This window comes from Acinetobacter sp. LF10 (assembly GCF_048585715.1).
GTDB lineage: Bacteria > Pseudomonadota > Gammaproteobacteria > Pseudomonadales > Moraxellaceae > Acinetobacter.
The window spans coordinates 2,486,590-2,507,255 of sequence record NZ_CP184160.1 but is presented as its reverse complement, the minus strand read 5'-3'; the positions used below and the strand labels follow the sequence as shown (position 1 = coordinate 2,507,255).

Below are 20,666 nucleotides of genomic sequence, written 5' to 3'. Positions count from 1 at the left end.
CAATCATGGAAATAATAAGTTAAGTTTAAGAAAGAGCAATAAAAACAATTTATACTAGCATGGTTGTAAACATGTGTTGGTTAATTACTCAATGAAAACATTGTTCTGGCGTAGTTTAGTTGTGATTTTTATCATTTTAGGAATCATTGGAGCAATTTTACCAGGCATGCCAACCACTGTATTTTTAATTCTTGCAGCATGGGCTGCATCGAAAGGATGGCCTGAAATGGATGCTTGGCTCTTGAATCATCCTAAATACGGACCAACCTTACGCAATTGGCGTGAAAATGGGACAGTACCGCGTAAAGCAAAATGGATAGCCAGTATTATGATGCTAATCAGCGGTGTTTTAATGCTGTTTACCAAGGCACCATTCCTTGTCAAAATTTTTACAGATCTCACTATGCTTATTGTTGCTGTGTGGTTGTGGTTAAGACCCGAGCCTGAGCGAGGATAAACAAAGCAACGCTTTGTCCGAGCGCAAGACGAGAACTATGTTCGAGTAAATGCATTAAGAAAAGTAACACTCTTGCGGAATATATTCCTGATACGCAAGATGATAACCTTAAGAAAAGCAATCCTTGGGGCTGAGAATTGATTAAAGTGCCACTTTTTGCTGATCTAAAACAGCATGTTTGACCTTATTATGCTGTTTTGTTTTTTATATTTAAAATCAATCAACAATCAAAACTACCGAAAAATACAAGAAAAAGCTTTTGGTCTATGTTGAAATAACTGTGTTCTATCATCTGTTGAGATAAAAATGACTTATACCCTTGATCAGGCAGACATCGTCATAGATTTAGCACAACAAATTCTACGTTTGCCAAAGCACAATAAATTTTATGTGATCTCTTCCGGCAAGAATGGTATTGGCGAGCAAGAGAATAGCGGTAAGACGCCAAGAGGTTGGCATCAAGTCGCACAAAAGATTGGGGCAGATCTAAAGAAAAATACGGTATTTATTGCACGTCAGTCGACAGGGGAAGTGTATAACCAACAACTCGCACAGCAATTTCCACAACGTGATTGGATTTTGTCACGAATTTTATGGTTGGATGGTTTAGAAGATGGATTCAATCATGGAAATGGTTGCGATACATTTAAACGATATATCTATATTCATGGCACGCCTGATACAGAACCGATGGGCATTCCGATGTCACATGGCTGTATTCGGATGAAGAATGATGAGATTATTGAGTTATTTGAGCTGATTTCTGAGCAGGCATTGGTTTATATTTCAGAACATACTTTAGAAAATGAAGGATGAAAATATGAATAAGTGCTTAAATAAAATACGAAAATCTTGATTTTTTCAATGAATTACTTATTTTTTAATCATTCGTACGCTTTTTTCAGAAAAGAATGGCAAAAGCGTTTGACAGGCTGTAAAGATTCTCTATAATGCACCTCACAAACGATGAAGACGTTAAGGGCGCTTAGCTCAGTTGGTAGAGCGTCTGCCTTACAAGCAGAATGTCGGCGGTTCGATCCCGTCAGCGCCCACCAAGCCTTTACGTTAAAACTCAAGTGCAGCGGTAGTTCAGTTGGTTAGAATATCGGCCTGTCACGCCGAGGGTCGCGGGTTCGAGCCCCGTCCGCTGCGCCACTTAAGTTTTAAATCGTTTTACCCTATAATTGCAAAATTATTGTGCAGCGGTAGTTCAGTTGGTTAGAATATCGGCCTGTCACGCCGAGGGTCGCGGGTTCGAGCCCCGTCCGCTGCGCCACTTTAAGATTGCAAGAATAGATAGAGTTAAGTAAATTAGAGTCTAGATTCTTTGATACTTAAACAATATTTAAAGCATTGCTTTAAATTTGTTACCTCGCTCAGGGCGCTTAGCTCAGTTGGTAGAGCTTCTGCCTTACAAGCAGAATGTCGGCGGTTCGATCCCGTCAGCGCCCACCATAGTTAGTGACATATACTTCTTAATGGAAGTAAGTAGTGCAGCGGTAGTTCAGTTGGTTAGAATATCGGCCTGTCACGCCGAGGGTCGCGGGTTCGAGCCCCGTCCGCTGCGCCATTCTCTTGATTCCCTGTTCAAGAGAGTGATAATGTAAGACACTACGCACTCCGTTTGTCTTGCGTCATAAAAATTGATATTCAATCAATTTTTATTCCTCAGGGCGCTTAGCTCAGTTGGTAGAGCGTCTGCCTTACAAGCAGAATGTCGGCGGTTCGATCCCGTCAGCGCCCACCATAATTTCTCTTCTAGTTCAAATCCTTGTAATTTATATAGAATTATTTTATTATTAGCGTCAATAATGATTCTAATATTGAATATTTTATGAAAAATCCATATCAACGCAAGGCTGCGTCGAAATCACAAACAACAAATTCTAGTTCCTCACCAAAAGATATTTATCGTCAATTTATTCAAAATATTATTATACAACGGCAAGTTATTGCGCTTTATCATGATGGGTGGGCCTTATGTTCAACCCCATCTGGTCAACACGCATTATCGATTTGGCAAAATAAAGGTTTGGCAAAATTACTGATTAAAGATAATTGGGCTAAATACGAGATTCAGGAAGTGTCACTTTGGGTTTTTATTGAAAAGATGATTCCTTTTTTAAAAGAAAATAATACAATTCTATCTTTAGACCTTACCCCAGAGGGTAACAATCTATTGGTTTCACCTGATACTTTTTTATTGGATATTAAAAACTTTCTTTACCAAATTTATTTACAACGACCAGATGTATTTGCTGAGTTAAAGTTACCCTTGCCTAGAGATATTCGTCTACACAATTAAATGAGATAAATTGATTGGGAGACAACCCCAATCAATATTCATTCAGAAGCCAACCGCTGGCGTAAGCAAAGTATTCTCTCAACCATGCATTATAGCGTGTCGTCACTGGTGTCGTTGCGCCAAGCATAATGATATTACGATAACCTTGTTTCTTTGCAATGGCGGCAGCGCGTAATGTGTGGAAATCGCTGGTTACAATCGCAATCGCTTGCTGAATGTTAATCTGCTGTGCCTGTAATAAGGGTTGGCTATTTCTAAGATTTAGCTCAGTACTCGTGCTTTTATCTTCCAAGATGATCTGTGAGGCAGGAATATGATAGTGCTGCTGTACATAACGTGACATGACAATCGCTTCACTATCAGTTTCACCAAAATCAATACCACCTGTCATGACTAATTTGGCATAAGGTTGTGCTAAAGCTACAGGAGCAGCACGGTCTAAGCGTTTCGCCAATGTTGCAGAAGGTTGTCCATTTTGAACACCACTGCCTAATACAATAATGGCTTTAACCGTAGGGATATTTTGAGTTTTGGCATTGTTGTCTGAAATGTAATTAAAAAAATAGCCTAAGCTGACGACCCAAATCCAGAAACACAACCAGCCGAAGCGCCAAATCGAATGCAGACGGAAATGATAGAAGAAGAAACGCTCGATATAATAATAGAAATAAGCATAGAGGCAAAAAAATAGCCCAAGTAGTAGCGGTAGTATTGTTCCAATATGAATCTTTTTAAAGGCGATCAGAATAGCGCCATCTAAGAGTAGAACTGAACCGATAAGGGCTAAAACAAGACGAACCCATGAACTTATTTGCATAATCTTAATTGTAGTCAATTTGAATCGTGCTCAGTGTATGCAAAATTCTAAGAAAGGCAAATTCTCTTATGGTTTGATGAAAAAAACGAGTGCCGATGCACTCGTTTTTTAATACTAACACTTAAGTTGGATTAATAAACGTCTCGACGATAACGTCCAGCCTGCCTGAGTTGATTCATTTTTTCTTCGCTGAGAATATCTGTTAAAGCTTGATCGACACCTGTTGCCATACCTTCGATACTACCACAGACATAAATGACAGCACCTTGCTCAACCCATTTGCTCAGCTCTTTAGCCTTGTTGCGTAATACATCTTGGACATAGATGCGTTGTTCCTGATCACGAGAAAAGGCGAGGTCTAAACGTTGTAGTGTGCCCATATTTAGCCAAGCTTGGATGGTCTCTTGATAAAAGAAATCATGTTCACGTTGGCGTTCGCCAAAGATAAGCCAGTTTGCCGTATAGTTTTGTCGATTACGTTGCTGTAATAAACTCATCAAACCTGCAATTCCTGTGCCGTTACCGATACAGATAATTGGACGGTTATCGTCAATCAGATGGAAAGATTCGTTAGTGCGAATCCGTAAGGAAATAGAGTCTTTGAGTTGTGAAAATTCAGTTAACCAGCCTGAACCTAAACCTAATTGAGCATTCTCATCACGCTTTTGACGTACTACCAGTCGCAGGCATTGCTGTGCTGGAATACTTGCAATTGAATATTCACGTGTTGGTAGTACGGGTAATTGCTTGAGTAATTCTTCTAAGTTGCTAAAAGCATTGAGATCAACTCTTAAATTTTTATCCCAAAGTGCCTGTTCAATGTTTTGATTCAATGACTCAACAATTGTTTGGGATGAGATTTTGTATTTAATCAAAAAGTTTTGAATCTCTTTAACACTGTTCCCTGATTGAATCTCGGCAATATCTCCTGCATGCCAAGTGATATCATGAGGAGCTGTTAACTCAATATGATAAGCAGCTTCTCCTAAGCTATTTGGATTTAGAATATGGCGTTGGCTTAATGTCCATTGATCAAACACTTTGTCGATATTCATGGCATTAAGTTCATGCTTGGTCACATTAGATAATGCTTGATTCCAACGCTGAATATCATTGGTGTTGGCATTATCTACTTCGATTAAATCGAATAATGGTTGTGCATTGCTTTGTTTTAACCATTTATCTACTGCATAGCCGAAGCTGCAATAACTATCAGGATATTCTTTAGATCCGAGTGCTAAGACTGCATATTGTATTTGACTTAGGTCAAGGTGCTGCTGCATCAGTTTTTTACTGAAACTTGTTGCTAAGTCGGGTGCTTCGCCTGTTCCATAGGTACTGATGAGTAATAAAACTTGTTGTGCTTGTTGTAGGTCTTGTTCAGTCAGTTGCTGAATTGGTTTTACGGTCGTTGGTTGTTGTGCTTCTTGTAAGCTCGTTGCTGTAAGCCAAGCGAGTTGTTCTGCTACACCTGTTTGCGATGCATAAGTAATCAACCAAGGCTTGGTATTTGGATCAATTTGCTGTGGATTGAGTGATTGACGTGCAGCAAGGGTTAATTTTTTTTGCTTACGTCGTTTAAGATAAAGCATCCAACCTGTTATAAAAAATAAAGGCATTGCCAATGAAGCCAACATCGCAATAAATTGATAAGTTGAGCCAAAAAAACTACCTCGATGTACAGGTAGCATACTGCTCATGATTTTTTCATTGAGTTTTTTCTGTTCATACAGTTCAAATTTTTCGAATTTATTATCTTGATAGTTATAGATCGCTTGGTTACGCGCACGTTCATGTTGTGGCGTTGCATCGACAAAAGAGAGTTCAACTTTGGCATCATCATGCTTTGGAATATTTAAGGTAAGGCTTGAATATTCACGCCCAATTTGTGCATTTACACCGTTCCATGTTTGGGTCAGGATGGTGTTGAGCTGCTGCTTTTGCAGTTCGGGTTGTTTATCTTTGCCATGTTCATTATTTTGTTGATTCCGTTGCGGTTGTTCTACGCCCATGACGTTGAACATGCCTGCACGCCACCAATCATAAGACCAGTATAAGCCCGTACATGCGAATAATAAGTAGAACATAACCATCCATGTTCCAACGACAGCATGTAAGTCCCAAATAAAATTGCGACCTTTGAGTTTAGGTTTAATAAAAAACCATTGTTTAAAGGAGTGTTTCTTTGGAAAGCGCAGATAGATGCCACTCAATACAAAGAAAATCAGCATCAACGTTGATGCGCCAGTAATTTGTGCCCCAAATTCACCTGCGGTTAAATTACGATGTAAACGCTGAATAAATTGCAGCGTATCACGCCCCTTAATGTCAGGTAATACTTCGGCTGTGTATGGATTAACCATCATGTTATAACCACGACGAGCACCTTCTTTTTTAATATTGACGGTTGAAGATATTGTCGGATCTGATGCAATCGTAATGCTATTTATTTCAATCTCAGGCTGTTGTCGACTGAAATGTTGATACAGTTGGGCAGGGGTGAGTTTAGGCGTTTGAGCGACTTTAACAACATAGCTGTCTTGATTCAGCCACTTTAAAATTTGTTGATCATAAGAATAGATTGCACCCGTCACGCCCATTAAAGAGAGAATGAGACCTGCTGTGATCCCTAAAAACCAATGGATTTGGAAGAAGACTTTTTTAGACATGGTCAGAAAATAAGAAGAAAAGGAGATTCATTTAAAAATTATAACTGAACAATAGGGCGATAATATGTATGTTGTGGGGAATATTGATTATTATTATCATTAAATTAATACGGTTAAAAAAACCTCTCATCAAGAGAGGTCTTTGTATGAATAATGGGTTAGATTGATTTAGCTGCGCCTACCGTTTCATTTAAATGTTTGCGTATGGTTGTGAACGGGAAATTCTTTGAGTCCATACGTTTTGGTAAAATATATGCACCTTGTTGTTCTTCACCTTTTGGTGTTTTTACCTTGAAATTCACCAAAATAAAATCAGGAGAACTGTACCATTCGTAAATGTCTTTCCAACCAATCGTTGCGGTGCCTTCTTGAAGTCCCATCTTTTGGCGCATCACAATACCATGTGGTTGCACACCTAAACGAATTCCTTTAATTTCTTGAACAGGGAACTCATTCATTTTACGTTTTACGTACCATTCAAGACCAAATTTTTTTACAAGATAAAAGAGGATCACACCGATCATCACGATCCAACATAGGACGGTTGAATAAGTCGAATAATATTTAATGAGTCCTGCTGAAACCAATGAAAGCACCACAAGTGCAATCATAATCATCCATGCTTTTTTACTGAATTTATTGGTACTACGCCAAATCATCAGTTGAGCTTGACGTTGTTCAACTTCAGAAACTTCGTAAGGAACAGGTTGTAGCGTATAAGCGTATAGCGTTTTGGCGGTCATAGTTTAAAAAATAAGTTTAGAACTGGGTTAAGTTTAACACCAATTGGCACTCAAAGATATTATGCCAATGGCTGATACATTAGAGAGATGCAAACTCAGTGCCATCTTCATTTGGTTCATGGCTTAAACTCTGTTTGAGCATACTTAAACGAGTTAAAATACTCAGCATGAGCGAAAGTTGTTGCAAAATGATCAAGGATTTTTGATTGTTTTCATCATTGCGATTTAAATGCTCTCGTATAGTTTGCATCATATTTTGTGCTGATAAATCAGGGACTTCATCTCTGAGCAGAGCACCTTGAATATCATCCAATGCTTGATCGAGCAGTGTTAAAATCTCTTGATCTTGAATTTGTTCACGATGAGCGCCTAGTGCAGCGATATAACTTAAAAAAGTATGACTTAAACATAGAAACTCAAAAGCCAAAGTTTTCTGAGTAGCTTCAATATTGGGTTCTGTGGCAAGTGTGGAAATGAGAGAAGCAACTTCTGCATCAGTATTGTGCGCAGCGCGCCGAACTACACGATAATTTAATGCATTATTACGACCTTGATGATATTGCTGAATTACTTCTGCTAAGTAGGTACATTGGGCTTGTAAAGAACGTTGGATCGAGCGAGGTAGCCTACGGAATTTCCAATCGGGCCATATGAAACTGACCCCAAACCATGCCAAGGCACAGCCGATCAAGGTATCAATAAAGCGTGGGAATCCTGCCGCAAATGCAGAACCATCTAGATTAAAGTTAATTAAAGCGAGAATCGTGATAAAAGCTGTCGCTTGAGCATACTGTTTACTACGAAGCTCTAAAAATAATACGCCACTGAGAACTAACATCACCAGTTGCCCTTCAACCGAAGGAATAAAATAGATGATGGTTAGCCCCACAATAATGCCTATCAACGTTCCAACAATTCGCAAATATAAGCGGCGTTTGGTGGCATTAAAGTTAGGTTGGCAAACAAACAATGCTGTGAGCAAAATCCAGTAACCGTAAGCAATATGGGTTACTTGAATAAAGACATAACCAATAAACAAGACGATTGAAAGTCTAACTGCATGGCGAAATAGCACAGACTCAGGGGTTAAATGTTGTTTAACACGGACTAGAATATCATTCCAACCTTTTAGATCATCATCTTTTAATTGATTTTCTGCTTGTTGTGCATTGATTAATTTTAGATTTCTTTCCGTTTCTAAATTCTGTAATTGTGCATCAATCGATTTAAGATTTTGATAGAGTGCAAATAATGCATTGATGCGAACTTGATCATAAAGTCCATCTTCTCTTAATTTTTCTAAGGAAACTCTTAAATTTTCAAAGCTGTGTTTAAAGCGTTTGTTATGCACGTAAGAAGTACGGCTTAAAATTGATTGGGCTAAATCCTGACAGGCTTTACCCTGAATCATGAGAATACGTTGAAAACGGAATAAGATATCGCTGTGTTGAAATACTTTCGCTAGCTTTTGATAATCAATATGTGCGGAGTCTGCACGTTCATGAATATCTTGTGCGACAAAATAGTATTGTAGACTGCGACGTGTATCTTTCTGACCACGGTCACCTTTTAAGCGGGTTAACAGTGACATTCGCATATCATTAAAAATAGCCACCAATTTGCCATTTTCTAATGCAATATCAATCATACTTTGTTGATAACTGGATGGAGTCATGTCCACATCAAATAAGTTTGATTTAGCAAATAAAAAACTACCTAAAGCATTATAGGATGCATAAAGTTGGTCTTGTACTTTTCGTACAGGGAAAAGCAAGAAACTGATTGTTGAAAGTAATCCATACCAAGCGGCTCCCAAAACTAAGAATGCTGGTTGTAAATACCATTGTTCAAATAAGTGTACACCGAGCATGGTATAGACAGAAATCACTAAACATCCGTAAGCGATGGTCGCATAACGCCGCCCCAAAGAGCCTAATAAAATCCATCCAATACAGGAAACAATTAATCCAACTGCAAAAATAATTGGGTAGGGGAATAACAATTGAACCGATGCAGCTGTGATAAAAAATCCAATATAGGTATAAATCTGGTTCTGAATACGGACAGAAAAGCGATCATCAATATCACTAATTGCTGCGGCAACAACGCCTAAAGTCAGTGGAATCGTCGCAAGTTGAAAATTTAAAAGATAAGGAACGAATGCTGTTCCTGCGAAAGCAATCAGCATACGCACGTTATACATTAACGTGGTGTTATAAGTAGTTTGTTTTAAACGTGCGAGCCAAGGATTCAATGGTTGTCCTTTTATATTCGGCAATCAATTTATGGTCATGCCTGTTAACATTTTCAGGTATCAGTAGACGCTAATATTATGCACAAATATGGTGAGGATGCTAAGCTTAGAAAAATAAATAAACTTGAAAAGTAGAGGATTATGCAGGTAGAACAATCGAATCAGCGTCAGTATTCAACAGCATGGATTTTGTTACTTGCTTTGTTGACAGCACTCGGTCCATTGTCAATTGATATGTATTTACCCGCATTGCCCCAAATGGCAAATGAGTTTGGGGTAAGTACCCAAATGATTGCAAATACATTACCTGCTTACTTTTTTGGTTTAGCCATAGGCCAATTAATTTACGGACCTGTGAGTGATCGTATTGGGCGTAAACCCCCCTTATATTTTGGGCTTAGCCTTTATGTGATTGCAAGTTTGGCTTGTGCGTTTACAACAAATGAATGGGCTTTGATTGCTGCACGAATTTTTCAGGCTTTAGGTGGTTGTGTTGGTGTTGTGATTGCGAGAGCAGCTATACGTGATCGCTTAGACATGCAAGGTTCAGCTCAAGCCTTTTCAAGCATGATGATCGTAATGGGGCTTGCGCCTATTCTAGCCCCGATGTTTGGTGCATGGATTCTGACATTTTTCCCATGGCAGGCTATTTTTCTGACGCTGGCAATGATTGGTGTGATCTGCTGGTTGTGTATACATTTCTTCTTTAAAGAATCATTACCTATTGAACGCCGTTTAAAATTATCGACTTATCAAGTCACCACACTTTATGCTGCAATTCTAAAAGATGACAGCTTTAGAGTACCAATGTTTGCAGGTTGTTTAACTGGCGCAGCATTATTCTGTTATATCAGCTCTGCTTCAGCCGTTTTTATGGGGCAGTATGGATTGTCTCAGCAACAGTTTTCTTATGCATTTGCATTTAATGCAGCTGGGATTATGTTGATGTCTTCAATCAATAAGCACTTAAATACTCGAATGGGTATTTTTCAGCGGTTACGATTAGGTGGTTCGATTCAATGCTTTGGAGCAGTTGTTGTCATCAGTGCAGGGCTGATGGCGAATGCACCATTGTGGTTATTAATGTCTGGTCTTTTTTTAGTTGTGTCTGGTATTGGATTAACTGGTCCTAATGCAATGGCTTTGGCGATGTCTAAGCAGGGTGCGCGTGCTGGAACTGCGAGTGCGATTATGGGGAGTATGCAGTTTGCATGTGGTTTGTTGGGTGGTGTGATTTTAAATTTCTTGTTATGGAAAGCGAGCCTCAATATGGGCATTATGATGTTGATGTTTACTAGCGCAGGTTTGTTTGCAATTTTAAAAGTTGGAAAACAGCTACAAAACAGTACCTCTGCATAGAGATACTGTTATTTAAACAATTTACTGGTCTAAAAATACTGTAAAGTTTTCAACGGGTTCGCGGGGAGTAATGAAGGTATTGACGATATGATCAGGATCAGCATATCCCAAGGCAATTGTACAAACCAACTCTTCATTTTCTGGAGCACCCAAAACATCTAAAACGATGGGGTGAAAATGATTCCATGCGGCTTGTGGGCAAGTATCTAAACCACGTGCTTTTGCCGCAATCATTACATTTTGGATCATCATGGAAATATCCATTTTTGAACCAATTCCCATTGCTTTATTGACTGTAAAATAAAGTGCGACAGGCGCATCAAACAATTGATAGTTACGCAATTGTTGCGCAGCCATTTTTTCTTTTTCGCCTTTTTGAATACCTAGCAAACCATATAGTCCCCAGCCATTTTCACGACGACGATCAATAAATGGTGAAATCCATGTTTCAGGGTAGTAGGCGAAAGTTTCTTGATATTCTTCAGCGAGTTCTGGTTGTTGAAAAAGTGCTTGTTGAGCAGCACAAACTCGCTCAATCATCTCGGCGCGTTTTTGGCCTGTTACCACATAGACTTTCCATGGTTGAGTATTCGTACCTGATGGCGCACGAGCGGCAACATTTAAAATATCTTTGATTGTCTCTGTTGCAACTGGCGTATCTAAAAATGCACGTACAGAATGACGGGTTGTAATCGCATCATCCACATAGCGGATTTGTTACATGTTCATCTTAAGGTTCCTAAGCTTATTGCTCTTTCTCATGTGGTGAGACTATAAAGTAATAAGATAGATTTGAGGATGGATTTTTAGTCGTAGATTGAGATTTGATTAAAAAATAGTCGAGTAAAGATTAACGAGATGAGATTATCCATAAAATTTTTAATTTGTTATGTTTATGTGAAAAAGAAATATATTTGTAACACAATGAAATAGAAATAGTATTTATTGATACACGCTGAAATCGTTATGATGATTGGAATAAAAAAATACACACAATAATCTAAATTTATGCATAATACGCCCTTTTTAAAAATTGATTAGGCTTTTCTGACCAAGAAGGTGAGGGAAGTTTTCTATGATAAGCATATTTATTTACCCAATTTTATGCTTATGGAAAATGTTGAAATATACACGAATACAGGAGCTTCTCATGAGTTTACCTCTCATCCGTAAGCCGTTCATAGTTCAGGGATTGGCGTTTACCATTGCTGTCTTCATGATGAACAATGCGCAGGCTGCTAGCGAACAAGAACAAATTCAACAACTTCGAGATGAAGTAAAAGAATTAAGAGCTTTATTGGAACAATATGTTCCACAGTCAAAACAAAAAAATGAGATGCCTCAACAAGCTACACAAACATCTGTGGCTGCGCAGAACCAAAACATGCCAAAGCATACGGAAGCATCTTCTCAACCATCAGCTTTAAGTTTTAATTCTGCTTCAGGCGCACAAGTTCAGTTATATGGTTTTTTACGTGGTGATGCATCGTATCAAGCCAAAGGCGGCGATGGCATTTTCAACCGAATCAATAAAGTTGATCTTGAGGGAAATGAAAAAAATAGTGATCGTTTTTATAGCACTGCGACGGTGACACGATTAGGTCTCGACTTTAAAGCACCCATTCAAGAAGCGGATGTTGGTGGGAAATTAGAAGTTGATTTTCGTGGTGGTAGTAGTAACGATACGATTCGTATTCGTCATGCGTATATGACTTTAAACAATTGGTTATTTGGTCAAACTACATCTACGTTCTTGGCGACAGATTTACAGCCAGAAATGATTGATTTCAATTCTCCTTTAGGAGTCGGTACTTATCGTACTCCGATGGTTCGCTATAGCGGAAAATTTAATCCAGACATCAGTTATATGCTTGCTTTAGAAAAAGGCAATGACGACAACCGAGCGCCAGCTTTAACCTCAAAGTTAAAATATGATTTTGATGATGGCAAAGGAACAATGTCTGCTCGTGTGTTAGTGACAGAGGCACGTAGTAAGGCAAATTATGATCAAAATAATAAACAATTGAGTGCTGATGATGCTGATTTGGGTTGGGGAGTTGCGGTAGGAAGCAAGTATAAATTCTCTGATTCTTTACAAGCGATGATCGATTATTCGCATGTGAAAGGTGATAGTAAGTTTTTGCTCTATACCAATAATGCTTTTAATGTAAATCCCAATAGTTTTGAGTTGAATCTGAATGAGTTTGATGCACTCACCGTTGGTACAACTTATCAAGTTAGCCCTAAATTGCGTAGTACTTTAGCGTATGGTGCAATGTTTGCAAAAGATAATAATCAATTTGCACAACAAGCATTTGCGGATACAACGCAGAACAAAACCTTACAACAAGGTTGGTGGAACATCATGTATTCACCAGTTACTCCGATTACATTTGGTTTGGAGTATATCTATGGTGAACGTAAAACTTTTAATGGTCTAAAAGGTAAGGATAACCGCGTAGGCGCAATGGCTCGCTACAACTTCTAGCCTAATCCTATAAACGTAATCATCCGTGGAAACCAATCGCTTCATTTGGTTGAGTTCTTACAAAGAACTGTATGCTTTTTATTAAGTTGATTGAGTTTTCACTCATTTTGAGAGTTACTATTTTATTAGCTACACGATGGAAAAACCGTCTAAAAGACTAATAAAATAAACGGAAGAAGATATGGAATTTACTTTTAATGGTTTTTATACCCTGATTTCAGCCGTCATTGTGCTGCTGTTAGGGCGTTTTCTTGTCAATCAAATTGATTTCTTGCGTCGTTACAATATTCCTGAACCTGTAGCTGGTGGTTTGGTTGCAGCTGTTGTTTCGTTATTGGTACATTCAATGTGGGGTTATAGCATTGTTTTTAGTAGCCAATTACAAACGAGTTTTATGCTGATTTTCTTTGCTTCAATTGGTTTGAGTGCCAATTTTATGAAGTTAAAAGAAGGTGGACTAGGACTGGTTATTTTTCTAGTCTGTGTTGCTTCGTTTATCGTGATTCAAAATGCTGTCGGTATGAGCCTCGCAACGCTTTTAGGTATTGATCCTTTGGTCGGGTTGATTGCAGGTTCAATTACTTTAACAGGTGGACACGGTACAGCAGGGGCATGGGGTGAAATTCTTGAAAGCCAACATGGAATTCAGGGTGCATTAGCGTTAGGTATGGCAAGTGCAACTTTTGGTTTGATCATTGGCGGCATCATTGGTGGGCCACTTGCAAAATTATTAATCAATCGTTATAGCCTCGCTCAAGAACAATCATCCACTGCGATTAAGAATCGTGATACCCATTTAGATCAACACCCTGACGAACTCGCACCATTTGAAAATCCACATCAAGTGCGTTTAATCACGGCCGATAATGCGATTACCACATTGGGTATGTTTGCGGCGTGTCTAGCATTTGCTGAGTTTATGACAGGTTATAGCAAAGGCACATGGTTTGAGTTACCAACCTTTGTATGGGCATTGGGTGGTGGTGTCATCCTGCGTAATATTTTAGAAAGCGTATTAAAAGTTGATATTTTTGATCGTGCAATCGATGTGTTTGGTAATGCATCTTTGTCACTTTATTTAGCGATGGCATTGTTGTCATTAAAGTTGTGGCAATTAGCCGATTTGGCTGGCCCGCTGGTTGTAATTTTGGGTGCGCAAACCATTACCATGGCGTTGTATGCAGCATTTATTACTTTCCGTGTCATGGGCAAAAATTATGATGCAGCAGTTCTTGCTGCTGGTCACTGTGGTTTCGGTATGGGAGCAACGCCAACAGCTGTTGCTAACATGCAAGCAATTACCAACATGTATGGACCATCACATAAAGCATTTTTAATTGTTCCGCTTTGTGGTGCGTTCTTTGTTGATTTAATTAATGCAACAGTAATTCAATTAATTTTGAAATTCTTTGCCTAAGTCGGATCAAAAGCCCCATGTGGGGCTTTTTTGGTTCATCCATTGTTATCGTATATGTACGGGCGTACATAAAATATTTAAAAGCGAATAAGTGATGAATGAAAAATTAAATGACACCCTGATGGCTTGGGTAAATTTTTTTAATGATCCTTTATGGGACTTTCTGGTCATTTTTCTACTGGCAGTAGGGATTTTCTATACTGTTGCAACGAAAGCAGTACAGATTAGATTGTTCTTTCATAGTATCAAAGTCATGAAAGGCAGCCGTAAAGAATGTGTGGACGAGCATGGGATCACACCGTTTCAGGCATTTGTTACAGGACTGGCAAGTCGTGTAGGGGTGGGTAATGTTGCTGGTGTTGCGATTGCGATTGCGATAGGCGGTCCAGGTGCGGTGTTTTGGATGTGGTTTACTGCATTCTTAGGTATGAGTTCTGCATTTGTGGAGTCATCGCTTGCACAGTTATTTAAGGTGCGAGATCATCAAAATAAACTATTCCGTGGTGGACCTGCGTATTACATTACTCAAGGTTTAAAACAAAAATGGTTAGGGATTGTTTTCGCGCTTTCCCTCATTTTAGCTTATGGGTTTGTGTTTAATGCTGTTCAGGCGAATGCGATTATTGGTGCAACTTCTCATGCGTGGGGATGGGATAAAGCCAATCTAACTTTAGGTTTGGGTGGTTTAGATCTAGAAATCTCATGGGTTGGCATTGGATTAGTGATAATGACAGCGTTGATTATTTTTGGTGGTATTAAACGTATCGCAAAAGTTGCTGAAGGTATCGTGCCATTCATGGCATTACTTTACATTATCGTGGCTTTGTACATCGCCATCATCAATCTACCAATGTTGCCAGGAATCTTTAAACTTATTTTCACAAAAGCTTTTGAGTTTGAAGCAGCAGCTGGAGGTTTCTTCGGTGCTATGATTTCTATGGCAATGATGATGGGGATTAAACGTGGTTTGTTCTCAAATGAGGCAGGTATGGGTTCAGCACCAAATGCTGCTGCTGCATCAGATGTAAAACATCCAGTAAACCAAGGTTTAGTGCAAATGCTAGGTGTCTTTGTAGATACCTTCGTTGTGTGTTCATGTACTGCGATTATCATTATGGTGTCAGGCATGTATCACGAAGCTGGTTTTGAGGGTGTAACCTTAACGCAAAAAGCGCTTGAGAGTCAGATTGGCAGTTGGGGTGGTGGTTTCCTCGCTATTATTCTGTTCTTATTTGCCTTTACCTCGATTATTGGTAACTATGCATACGCGGAAAGTAACGTGCAGTTCATCAATAACAATCCTAAAATTATGCTTGTTTTCCGTATTTTAGTATTGGTTATGGTGTACTTCGGTGCAATCACTAGCGTTCCATTGGTTTGGTCTATGGCAGATTTATCGATGGGATTGATGGCGACCATTAACTTGGTTGCAATTCTATTGCTGACTCCGATAGCATTGATTTTATTGAAGGATTATATCTCTCAGCTTAAAAAAGGGATTAAAGAGCCTGAATTTAAGATTGATAATTATCCAGAATTGAAGAAAAAAGTAGATTCTGATATCTGGTAAGTTATTGGATTTATAAAGGCTTATTTCATCAAATTAAAGCTCCTTTCGAGGGGCTTTTTTTATGAATATATTGTGGATATATACATAAAAATTGATACAGCATTTCACCAATAATGGCGTTAAAATTAAAAGATAGAACCACGTAGATATGGCAAGACAGCATATGAAACAGCTTAAATTATTGACGCTTGGACTTTCAATGGTGATTTTGGCGGGTTGTCAAACGACTTCGCATTTAAAACCTTTAATTGAAGATGCCCAAGTACAAGCAGTTGTTCAGCCTTTTGCACATATTAAACAACAAGAAAAAAGACCTGTTGTTGCGTTAGTACTTGGCAGTGGTGGGGCACGTGGATATGCTCATATCGGCGTACTTGAAGTGTTGGAACAGCAAGGTATTCGCCCTGATTTTATTGTAGGTACAAGTGCAGGCAGTATTGTAGGTTCAATTTATGCAAGTGGTAAATCCGCAGCAGAGTTGAGAGATATTGCACTTAAACTTAAGGCTACCGATGTAAGAGAAGTGAATGTTAGTTTAAAAGGTTTCTTTGATGGTAAAAAAGTTGAGGACTATGTGAATGAGCAAGTCCAAAACATTCCTTTACAGAAGTTAAAAATCCCGATGTATGTGGTTGCAACGGAACTAAAAGACGGCACCAAAACTGTATTCAATTATGGTAATACAGGCCAAGCAGTACGCGCATCTGCTTCGATTCCGAGTATGTTTGTACCAACCAAGATCCGTAATGTGGAATATGTTGATGGTGGCCTAGTCAGTCCCGTTCCTGTACAGGTTGCACGAGATTTAGGCGCAGATGTGGTGATTGCAGTGGATATTTTGGCACAACCTATTCATACCGAAACCAGTAATGTTTGGGGGCTATTCAACCAAAATATCAACATTATGCAAGGACGTTTAGCTGAAGAAGAATTGAAAAATGCAGATATTGTCATTCAGCCTGATCTACGTGAAAAAGCGCATATCTTTGATATCAAAGGTCGTGAAATGACCATGCAGGCGGGTGTTGATGCAGCAAAAGAAAAATTGGCTCACATTCAATGGGTAATTAAAAGCAAAACAAAGCAAGTTGATTTAAATCAACAGGATTTAGCTTTGAAAATGAGTAGCCTTGAGCCATAGTTTCCGCAAAATATTAAATTAAGGATAGACAACGATAAGATTTAAGTTCGTCTATCCAGTCGATGTTAATTAAACAAATTGTAAATACGATACAAAAAGCTATCAAAAAATTGAGAAAACAGGTAAATAACTACCATTCATTAAACTTTTTTATCAGACAAATTTAAGTTTGAAATTATAGGATGACGTTCTAACGTCAATAGCAACAATACAAGGATTGTTAAACGCGATGTTTAAATCTTTTTTTCCTAACCCACGCTTGTTCTTTATTTCAGTCGTTGTGTGGTTAGCTCTGAATATGCTGCTGTGGTATACAGGTGGTCATAGTTGGGGTGAATATCTTGGTTTTCCTAAAGGTTATGCTGATGCTGAACTTTCGGTCGGGGTTAGCCGTTTTTGGGAATCTTCATCACTCTGGTTCTATTTGTGGTTTATAGTTGCTACAGGGTTATTTGCAGGGTTCTGGCGGTTTTTTTCTGATAACAAGTGGCAAAACTGGTCAATATTGGGATCTGCATTCATATTGTTTAATATCTGGTTTGCAGTACAGGTGAGTGTTGCTGTCAATGCTTGGTATGTTCCATTCTGGGATTTGATTCAGAGAATGTTGACCAATGGTGGTGGGAATATTGCTGATTTATATAGAGAATCAATGGTGTTTCTATATATTGCAATGGTTGCAATTACTCTTGCCGTCGTAAATTCTTTTTTTACCAGTCATTATGTATTCCGTTGGCGGACAGCAATGAATGAATATTATACTGAACACTGGCAGCAGTTACGTCATGTAGAAGGGGCAGCGCAACGTGTGCAGGAAGATACCATGCGGTTTGCTACGATTGTGGAAGATTTAGGGGTTGAGTTTGTAAAGTCTGTGATGACACTGATTGCTTTTTTACCCTTATTATTTCAGCTTTCAAAACATGTTCCTGTGATTCCATTGGTTGGAGAGTTACAATATTCTTTGGTCTGGGCTGCCATTACATGGGCAATCTTCGGTACAGTTTTACTCATGGTGGTAGGTGTTAAATTACCAGGACTACAGTTTAATAATCAAAAGGTTGAAGCAGCATATCGTAAAGAATTAGTTTATGGTGAAGATCATGCTGATCGTGCACAACCTGCAACGTTAAAAGAGCTTTTTGGACGTGTTCGCAAAAACTATTTTCGATTATATTTTCACTATACGTATTTTAATTTAACAGCCTCATGGTATGGTCAACTCGATGTGCTCTATAGTTTAGTCGTCTTATTTCCTGCAATTGCGGGGGGATTATTAACACTCGGTTTAATTAATCAGATTCGTGGTGTCTTTATACAAGTTGGGACATCTTTCCAGTATCTTGTTAGTTCATGGAAAACGATTATTGAACTGTTATCGATTCGAAAACGTTTAAAAGCGTTTGAATCTATTCTTGATAAAGATTAAGTCATTCATTAATAAAAAAGCCTGCACATAGCAGGTTTTTTTATGCCCATCTTTTTATTAATGGGTCGTATTGTAGAAATTTAGAATCGTTCCAACCACGTGTTGTTGTGATTTGTCTAAAGTGACTTTGATTTCTCTAAAGTTAAACGTGTCTTCATCCTGATATTTAGCAATGCCATGTGTTCTGTTATTCAGCTTAGGAATTTGATAACTAAAGAATGCGACTTGTTTTGAAGGGTGTACGATCTTCAGTAATTTAAGCGGATCTTGATAACCGCCGTATTCATATTCCACACTTTGTTTTAAAAGATGCGGAAAATAAAGCGTCGCGTTTGGCATGCCGCAACCTACACAAAATGATGAATCATAAAGCTGAATTGCTTGTTTTTGATTTTGACTCATAATTAAGGCAGATCCAGTACCATTCGCTCCTGCACTTGCTTGAATATCTTTCCAGTCTTTGGGTACTAAAACGATACCAATTTCAGGGATAGCCAATAATTTAAGATGTTTCGCTTGTATGGCATCCAGTTTAAAGTCGAAATGGCAGCTTTTCGCTGAACATTGTTTAAAATCTTTTAATAAACCATTTTCCACAGGGTTGAGTGCAGTTACCCCGTAAAAAGGCACTCGAACATCATTTGCAAAAGAAACTTCACCGAGAGGGTAAATTTGATTTTCTGCTTTTCGTTCTTTTGCACTATTTGAAAACTGAGGGAAATTTGCTTTAAATACCGTAATTTCAGCATGAGTGGCTGAGGAGAACATACTTATTAAAATCGTGGGAAATAAAATTGTTCTTTTCATTTTTAAATTTGACCAAACTCAGTTTGTTTTAAGCTAGTATCTTCTGCAATAAAATGACATATGACAAGTGTAGATCAGCCCTTTAAACTGTTTTCAAGTTTGATAATAAATATGAGTAATACAGGATGATACCAGTAAAGAATATAGTTTCAGTTTGCTGCTTTATGGCACTAAGTTCTACTAGCTTCGCACAAGAGATCAAAGGCATTTCATTTTCACACCAAGACTGGGAAATTTATTGTAGCAATACGGGGACATGCCGCGCTGCGGGTTATCAAAATGAAGACGGGCAAAATGAACCTGCATCGGTGTTATTAACGCGCAAAGCTGGAGCAAAGCAAACAGTCAGTGCCGAGTTCGCGCTTGCAAATTTTGAGGAGCAATCATTTTCAGCCGTGAAACTTAAAAATATTCATTTTTATGTGAATGGAAAAGATTTGGGACAAGTTGCTGTTGATGGCACTGAGTTCCCAATCATGGGGAAACTTTCTACAAATCAGGTCAATGGATTGCTGCAACAAGCGAAACAAAAGACAGATATTGTCTTTAAAAATTCAAATGTCCAATGGCAAATCTCTGATACAGGAATGACTGCTGTTCTGTTGAAGATGGATGATTTTCAAAAACGTGTTGGTACAGTGGGTGCATTAATTAAAAAAGGCAGTACTGATGAATCTAAGGTTCTGGCTGCTCAACCTAAACTTGTTGTGAAACAGGTGAAAACAGCCGATAAACCTTATCTAACCTTACAACCTAAAACGAAACAGTATCAATCTGTATATCAACGTTTGATGGCAGCACAACCGATCCCCAAAGAGGAGGGATTCTGTGAGGGCATCTATAATGGTGATGGAACAGAATCGCAACCAATCGAGCTTTATAAGTTAAGTAACAATAAAGTATTGGCGATGACTTTGTGTTGGCGAGCAGCCTATAACGAGGGCTATGGTGCGTGGGTACTCGATCAATCATTAACAGGAAAAGCGACTTTGGTGATGGAACATGCCTCTGACTTTGGTTCAGGGATGATGAGTAGTGCACAAAAAGGTCGTGGCATAGGAGATTGTTGGTCGAGTGATGAATGGGTCTGGGATGGTCAGAAATTTGTACATACCAAAGATATGTGGACAGGTATGTGTAAAGGGCTTGCTGCGGGGGGAGTATGGGAGCTTGATAAAATCGAAGCAGTTGTAAAATAGCATTTTGAATA

16 protein-coding genes and 6 tRNA genes are annotated in these 20,666 nt (G+C 38.7%); 16 read left to right on the top strand and 6 right to left on the bottom strand.

Features of this window, described 5'->3' with window-relative positions:
• Positions 1–91 precede the first annotated feature (91 nt).
• From ACN19N_RS12045 to ACN19N_RS12005, 9 genes are all read left to right on the top strand, one after another.
• Positions 92–457, top strand: a complete 366-nt coding sequence (locus ACN19N_RS12045) for a YbaN family protein (protein WP_269238399.1) — start codon at positions 92–94, stop codon at positions 455–457.
• A 306-nt stretch (positions 458–763) separates the two neighbouring features.
• Positions 764–1,273 carry a cell wall-recycling L,D-carboxypeptidase ElsL gene (gene elsL, locus ACN19N_RS12040; protein ID WP_269238398.1) on the top strand — a complete coding sequence of 170 codons (510 nt, stop codon included), beginning with the start codon at positions 764–766 and terminating at the stop codon, positions 1,271–1,273.
• 163 nt (positions 1,274–1,436) lie between these two features.
• A tRNA-Val gene (locus ACN19N_RS12035) sits at positions 1,437–1,512 on the top strand.
• 23 nt (positions 1,513–1,535) lie between these two features.
• Positions 1,536–1,612, top strand: a tRNA-Asp gene (locus ACN19N_RS12030).
• Between the two features lie 44 nt (positions 1,613–1,656).
• Positions 1,657–1,733: transfer RNA gene (locus tag ACN19N_RS12025), tRNA-Asp, on the top strand.
• Positions 1,734–1,836: 103 nt separating this feature from the next.
• A tRNA-Val gene (locus ACN19N_RS12020) sits at positions 1,837–1,912 on the top strand.
• 38 nt (positions 1,913–1,950) lie between these two features.
• Positions 1,951–2,027, top strand: a tRNA-Asp gene (locus ACN19N_RS12015).
• 101 nt (positions 2,028–2,128) lie between these two features.
• A tRNA-Val gene (locus ACN19N_RS12010) sits at positions 2,129–2,204 on the top strand.
• 87 nt (positions 2,205–2,291) lie between these two features.
• Positions 2,292–2,762 (top strand): DUF2750 domain-containing protein, encoded by a 471-nt coding sequence (locus ACN19N_RS12005; RefSeq protein WP_004664639.1) that lies wholly within the window; start codon positions 2,292–2,294, stop codon positions 2,760–2,762.
• A gap of 31 nt (positions 2,763–2,793) precedes the next feature.
• Here the strand turns inward: ACN19N_RS12005 and ACN19N_RS12000 are convergent, their stop codons facing one another.
• The 4 genes from ACN19N_RS12000 to yccS all read right to left on the bottom strand — a co-directional run bounded on the left by ACN19N_RS12000 (position 2,794) and on the right by yccS (position 9,245).
• Entirely contained in the window at positions 2,794–3,579 is a 786-nt protein-coding gene (locus ACN19N_RS12000) for a YdcF family protein (protein ID WP_293743781.1), read from the bottom strand.
• Positions 3,580–3,710: 131 nt separating this feature from the next.
• Positions 3,711–6,248, bottom strand: a complete 2,538-nt coding sequence (locus tag ACN19N_RS11995) for a PepSY domain-containing protein (RefSeq protein WP_420001407.1) — start codon at positions 6,246–6,248, stop codon at positions 3,711–3,713.
• 158 nt (positions 6,249–6,406) lie between these two features.
• Positions 6,407–6,991: a YcxB family protein gene (locus ACN19N_RS11990; protein WP_269238394.1), complete on the bottom strand. Its 585-nt coding sequence runs from the start codon at positions 6,989–6,991 to the stop codon at positions 6,407–6,409.
• A gap of 79 nt (positions 6,992–7,070) precedes the next feature.
• A complete protein-coding gene (gene yccS, locus ACN19N_RS11985) occupies positions 7,071–9,245 on the bottom strand; it encodes a YccS family putative transporter (protein WP_420001406.1) in 2,175 nt (724 codons plus the stop codon).
• A gap of 141 nt (positions 9,246–9,386) precedes the next feature.
• Between yccS and ACN19N_RS11980 the strand changes: the two genes are divergently transcribed.
• Positions 9,387–10,604, top strand: a complete 1,218-nt coding sequence (locus ACN19N_RS11980; RefSeq protein ID WP_420001405.1) for a multidrug effflux MFS transporter — start codon at positions 9,387–9,389, stop codon at positions 10,602–10,604.
• Between the two features lie 21 nt (positions 10,605–10,625).
• On the opposite strand, the gene ACN19N_RS11975 is transcribed toward ACN19N_RS11980, so the two are convergent.
• Positions 10,626–11,318 carry a nitroreductase gene (locus ACN19N_RS11975; protein ID WP_420002389.1) on the bottom strand — a complete coding sequence of 231 codons (693 nt, stop codon included), beginning with the start codon at positions 11,316–11,318 and terminating at the stop codon, positions 10,626–10,628.
• 436 nt (positions 11,319–11,754) lie between these two features.
• Here ACN19N_RS11975 and ACN19N_RS11970 point away from each other — a divergent pair, with 436 nt between their 5' ends.
• The 5 genes from ACN19N_RS11970 (at position 11,755) to sbmA (ending at position 18,649) form a co-directional block, all read left to right on the top strand.
• Positions 11,755–13,092, top strand: a complete 1,338-nt coding sequence (locus ACN19N_RS11970) for a DcaP family trimeric outer membrane transporter (RefSeq protein WP_420001404.1) — start codon at positions 11,755–11,757, stop codon at positions 13,090–13,092.
• 181 nt (positions 13,093–13,273) lie between these two features.
• Positions 13,274–14,509, top strand: a complete 1,236-nt coding sequence (gene gltS / locus ACN19N_RS11965) for a sodium/glutamate symporter (protein WP_269228567.1) — start codon at positions 13,274–13,276, stop codon at positions 14,507–14,509.
• 94 nt (positions 14,510–14,603) lie between these two features.
• Entirely contained in the window at positions 14,604–16,079 is a 1,476-nt protein-coding gene (locus ACN19N_RS11960; RefSeq protein WP_269228566.1) for an alanine/glycine:cation symporter family protein, read from the top strand.
• Between the two features lie 163 nt (positions 16,080–16,242).
• Complete coding sequence (locus tag ACN19N_RS11955; protein ID WP_269228565.1) at positions 16,243–17,220, top strand: patatin-like phospholipase family protein; 978 nt, start codon at positions 16,243–16,245, stop codon at positions 17,218–17,220.
• A 229-nt stretch (positions 17,221–17,449) separates the two neighbouring features.
• Positions 17,450–18,649: a peptide antibiotic transporter SbmA gene (sbmA, locus tag ACN19N_RS11950; RefSeq protein ID WP_269228564.1), complete on the top strand. Its 1,200-nt coding sequence runs from the start codon at positions 17,450–17,452 to the stop codon at positions 18,647–18,649.
• A 57-nt stretch (positions 18,650–18,706) separates the two neighbouring features.
• Here the strand turns inward: sbmA and ACN19N_RS11945 are convergent, their stop codons facing one another.
• The gene (locus ACN19N_RS11945) at positions 18,707–19,456 is read right to left on the bottom strand and encodes a DUF4850 domain-containing protein (protein ID WP_269228563.1); all 750 of its coding nucleotides are present in this window, start codon (positions 19,454–19,456) and stop codon (positions 18,707–18,709) included.
• 125 nt (positions 19,457–19,581) lie between these two features.
• Here ACN19N_RS11945 and ACN19N_RS11940 point away from each other — a divergent pair, with 125 nt between their 5' ends.
• Positions 19,582–20,655: a DUF1176 domain-containing protein gene (locus tag ACN19N_RS11940; protein ID WP_420001403.1), complete on the top strand. Its 1,074-nt coding sequence runs from the start codon at positions 19,582–19,584 to the stop codon at positions 20,653–20,655.
• The last annotated feature ends 11 nt before the right edge of the window (positions 20,656–20,666 follow it).

What these genes read in the sequence shown, in the direction of transcription:
- ACN19N_RS11960 (WP_269228566.1), top strand. Translation starts at nt 14,604, where the DNA reads ATGAATGAAAAATTAAATGACACCCTGATGGCTTGGGTAAATTTTTTT.
- elsL (WP_269238398.1), top strand. Translation starts at nt 764, where the DNA reads ATGACTTATACCCTTGATCAGGCAGACATCGTCATAGATTTAGCACAA.
- ACN19N_RS11990 (WP_269238394.1), bottom strand. Translation starts at nt 6,991, where the DNA reads ATGACCGCCAAAACGCTATACGCTTATACGCTACAACCTGTTCCTTAC.
- ACN19N_RS11980 (WP_420001405.1), top strand. Translation starts at nt 9,387, where the DNA reads ATGCAGGTAGAACAATCGAATCAGCGTCAGTATTCAACAGCATGGATT.
- ACN19N_RS12045 (WP_269238399.1), top strand. Translation starts at nt 92, where the DNA reads ATGAAAACATTGTTCTGGCGTAGTTTAGTTGTGATTTTTATCATTTTA.
- ACN19N_RS11945 (WP_269228563.1), bottom strand. Translation starts at nt 19,456, where the DNA reads ATGAAAAGAACAATTTTATTTCCCACGATTTTAATAAGTATGTTCTCC.
- ACN19N_RS11970 (WP_420001404.1), top strand. Translation starts at nt 11,755, where the DNA reads ATGAGTTTACCTCTCATCCGTAAGCCGTTCATAGTTCAGGGATTGGCG.
- ACN19N_RS12005 (WP_004664639.1), top strand. Translation starts at nt 2,292, where the DNA reads ATGAAAAATCCATATCAACGCAAGGCTGCGTCGAAATCACAAACAACA.
- ACN19N_RS11995 (WP_420001407.1), bottom strand. Translation starts at nt 6,248, where the DNA reads ATGTCTAAAAAAGTCTTCTTCCAAATCCATTGGTTTTTAGGGATCACA.
- ACN19N_RS12000 (WP_293743781.1), bottom strand. Translation starts at nt 3,579, where the DNA reads ATGCAAATAAGTTCATGGGTTCGTCTTGTTTTAGCCCTTATCGGTTCA.
- ACN19N_RS11940 (WP_420001403.1), top strand. Translation starts at nt 19,582, where the DNA reads ATGATACCAGTAAAGAATATAGTTTCAGTTTGCTGCTTTATGGCACTA.
- ACN19N_RS11955 (WP_269228565.1), top strand. Translation starts at nt 16,243, where the DNA reads ATGAAACAGCTTAAATTATTGACGCTTGGACTTTCAATGGTGATTTTG.
- gltS (WP_269228567.1), top strand. Translation starts at nt 13,274, where the DNA reads ATGGAATTTACTTTTAATGGTTTTTATACCCTGATTTCAGCCGTCATT.
- sbmA (WP_269228564.1), top strand. Translation starts at nt 17,450, where the DNA reads ATGTTTAAATCTTTTTTTCCTAACCCACGCTTGTTCTTTATTTCAGTC.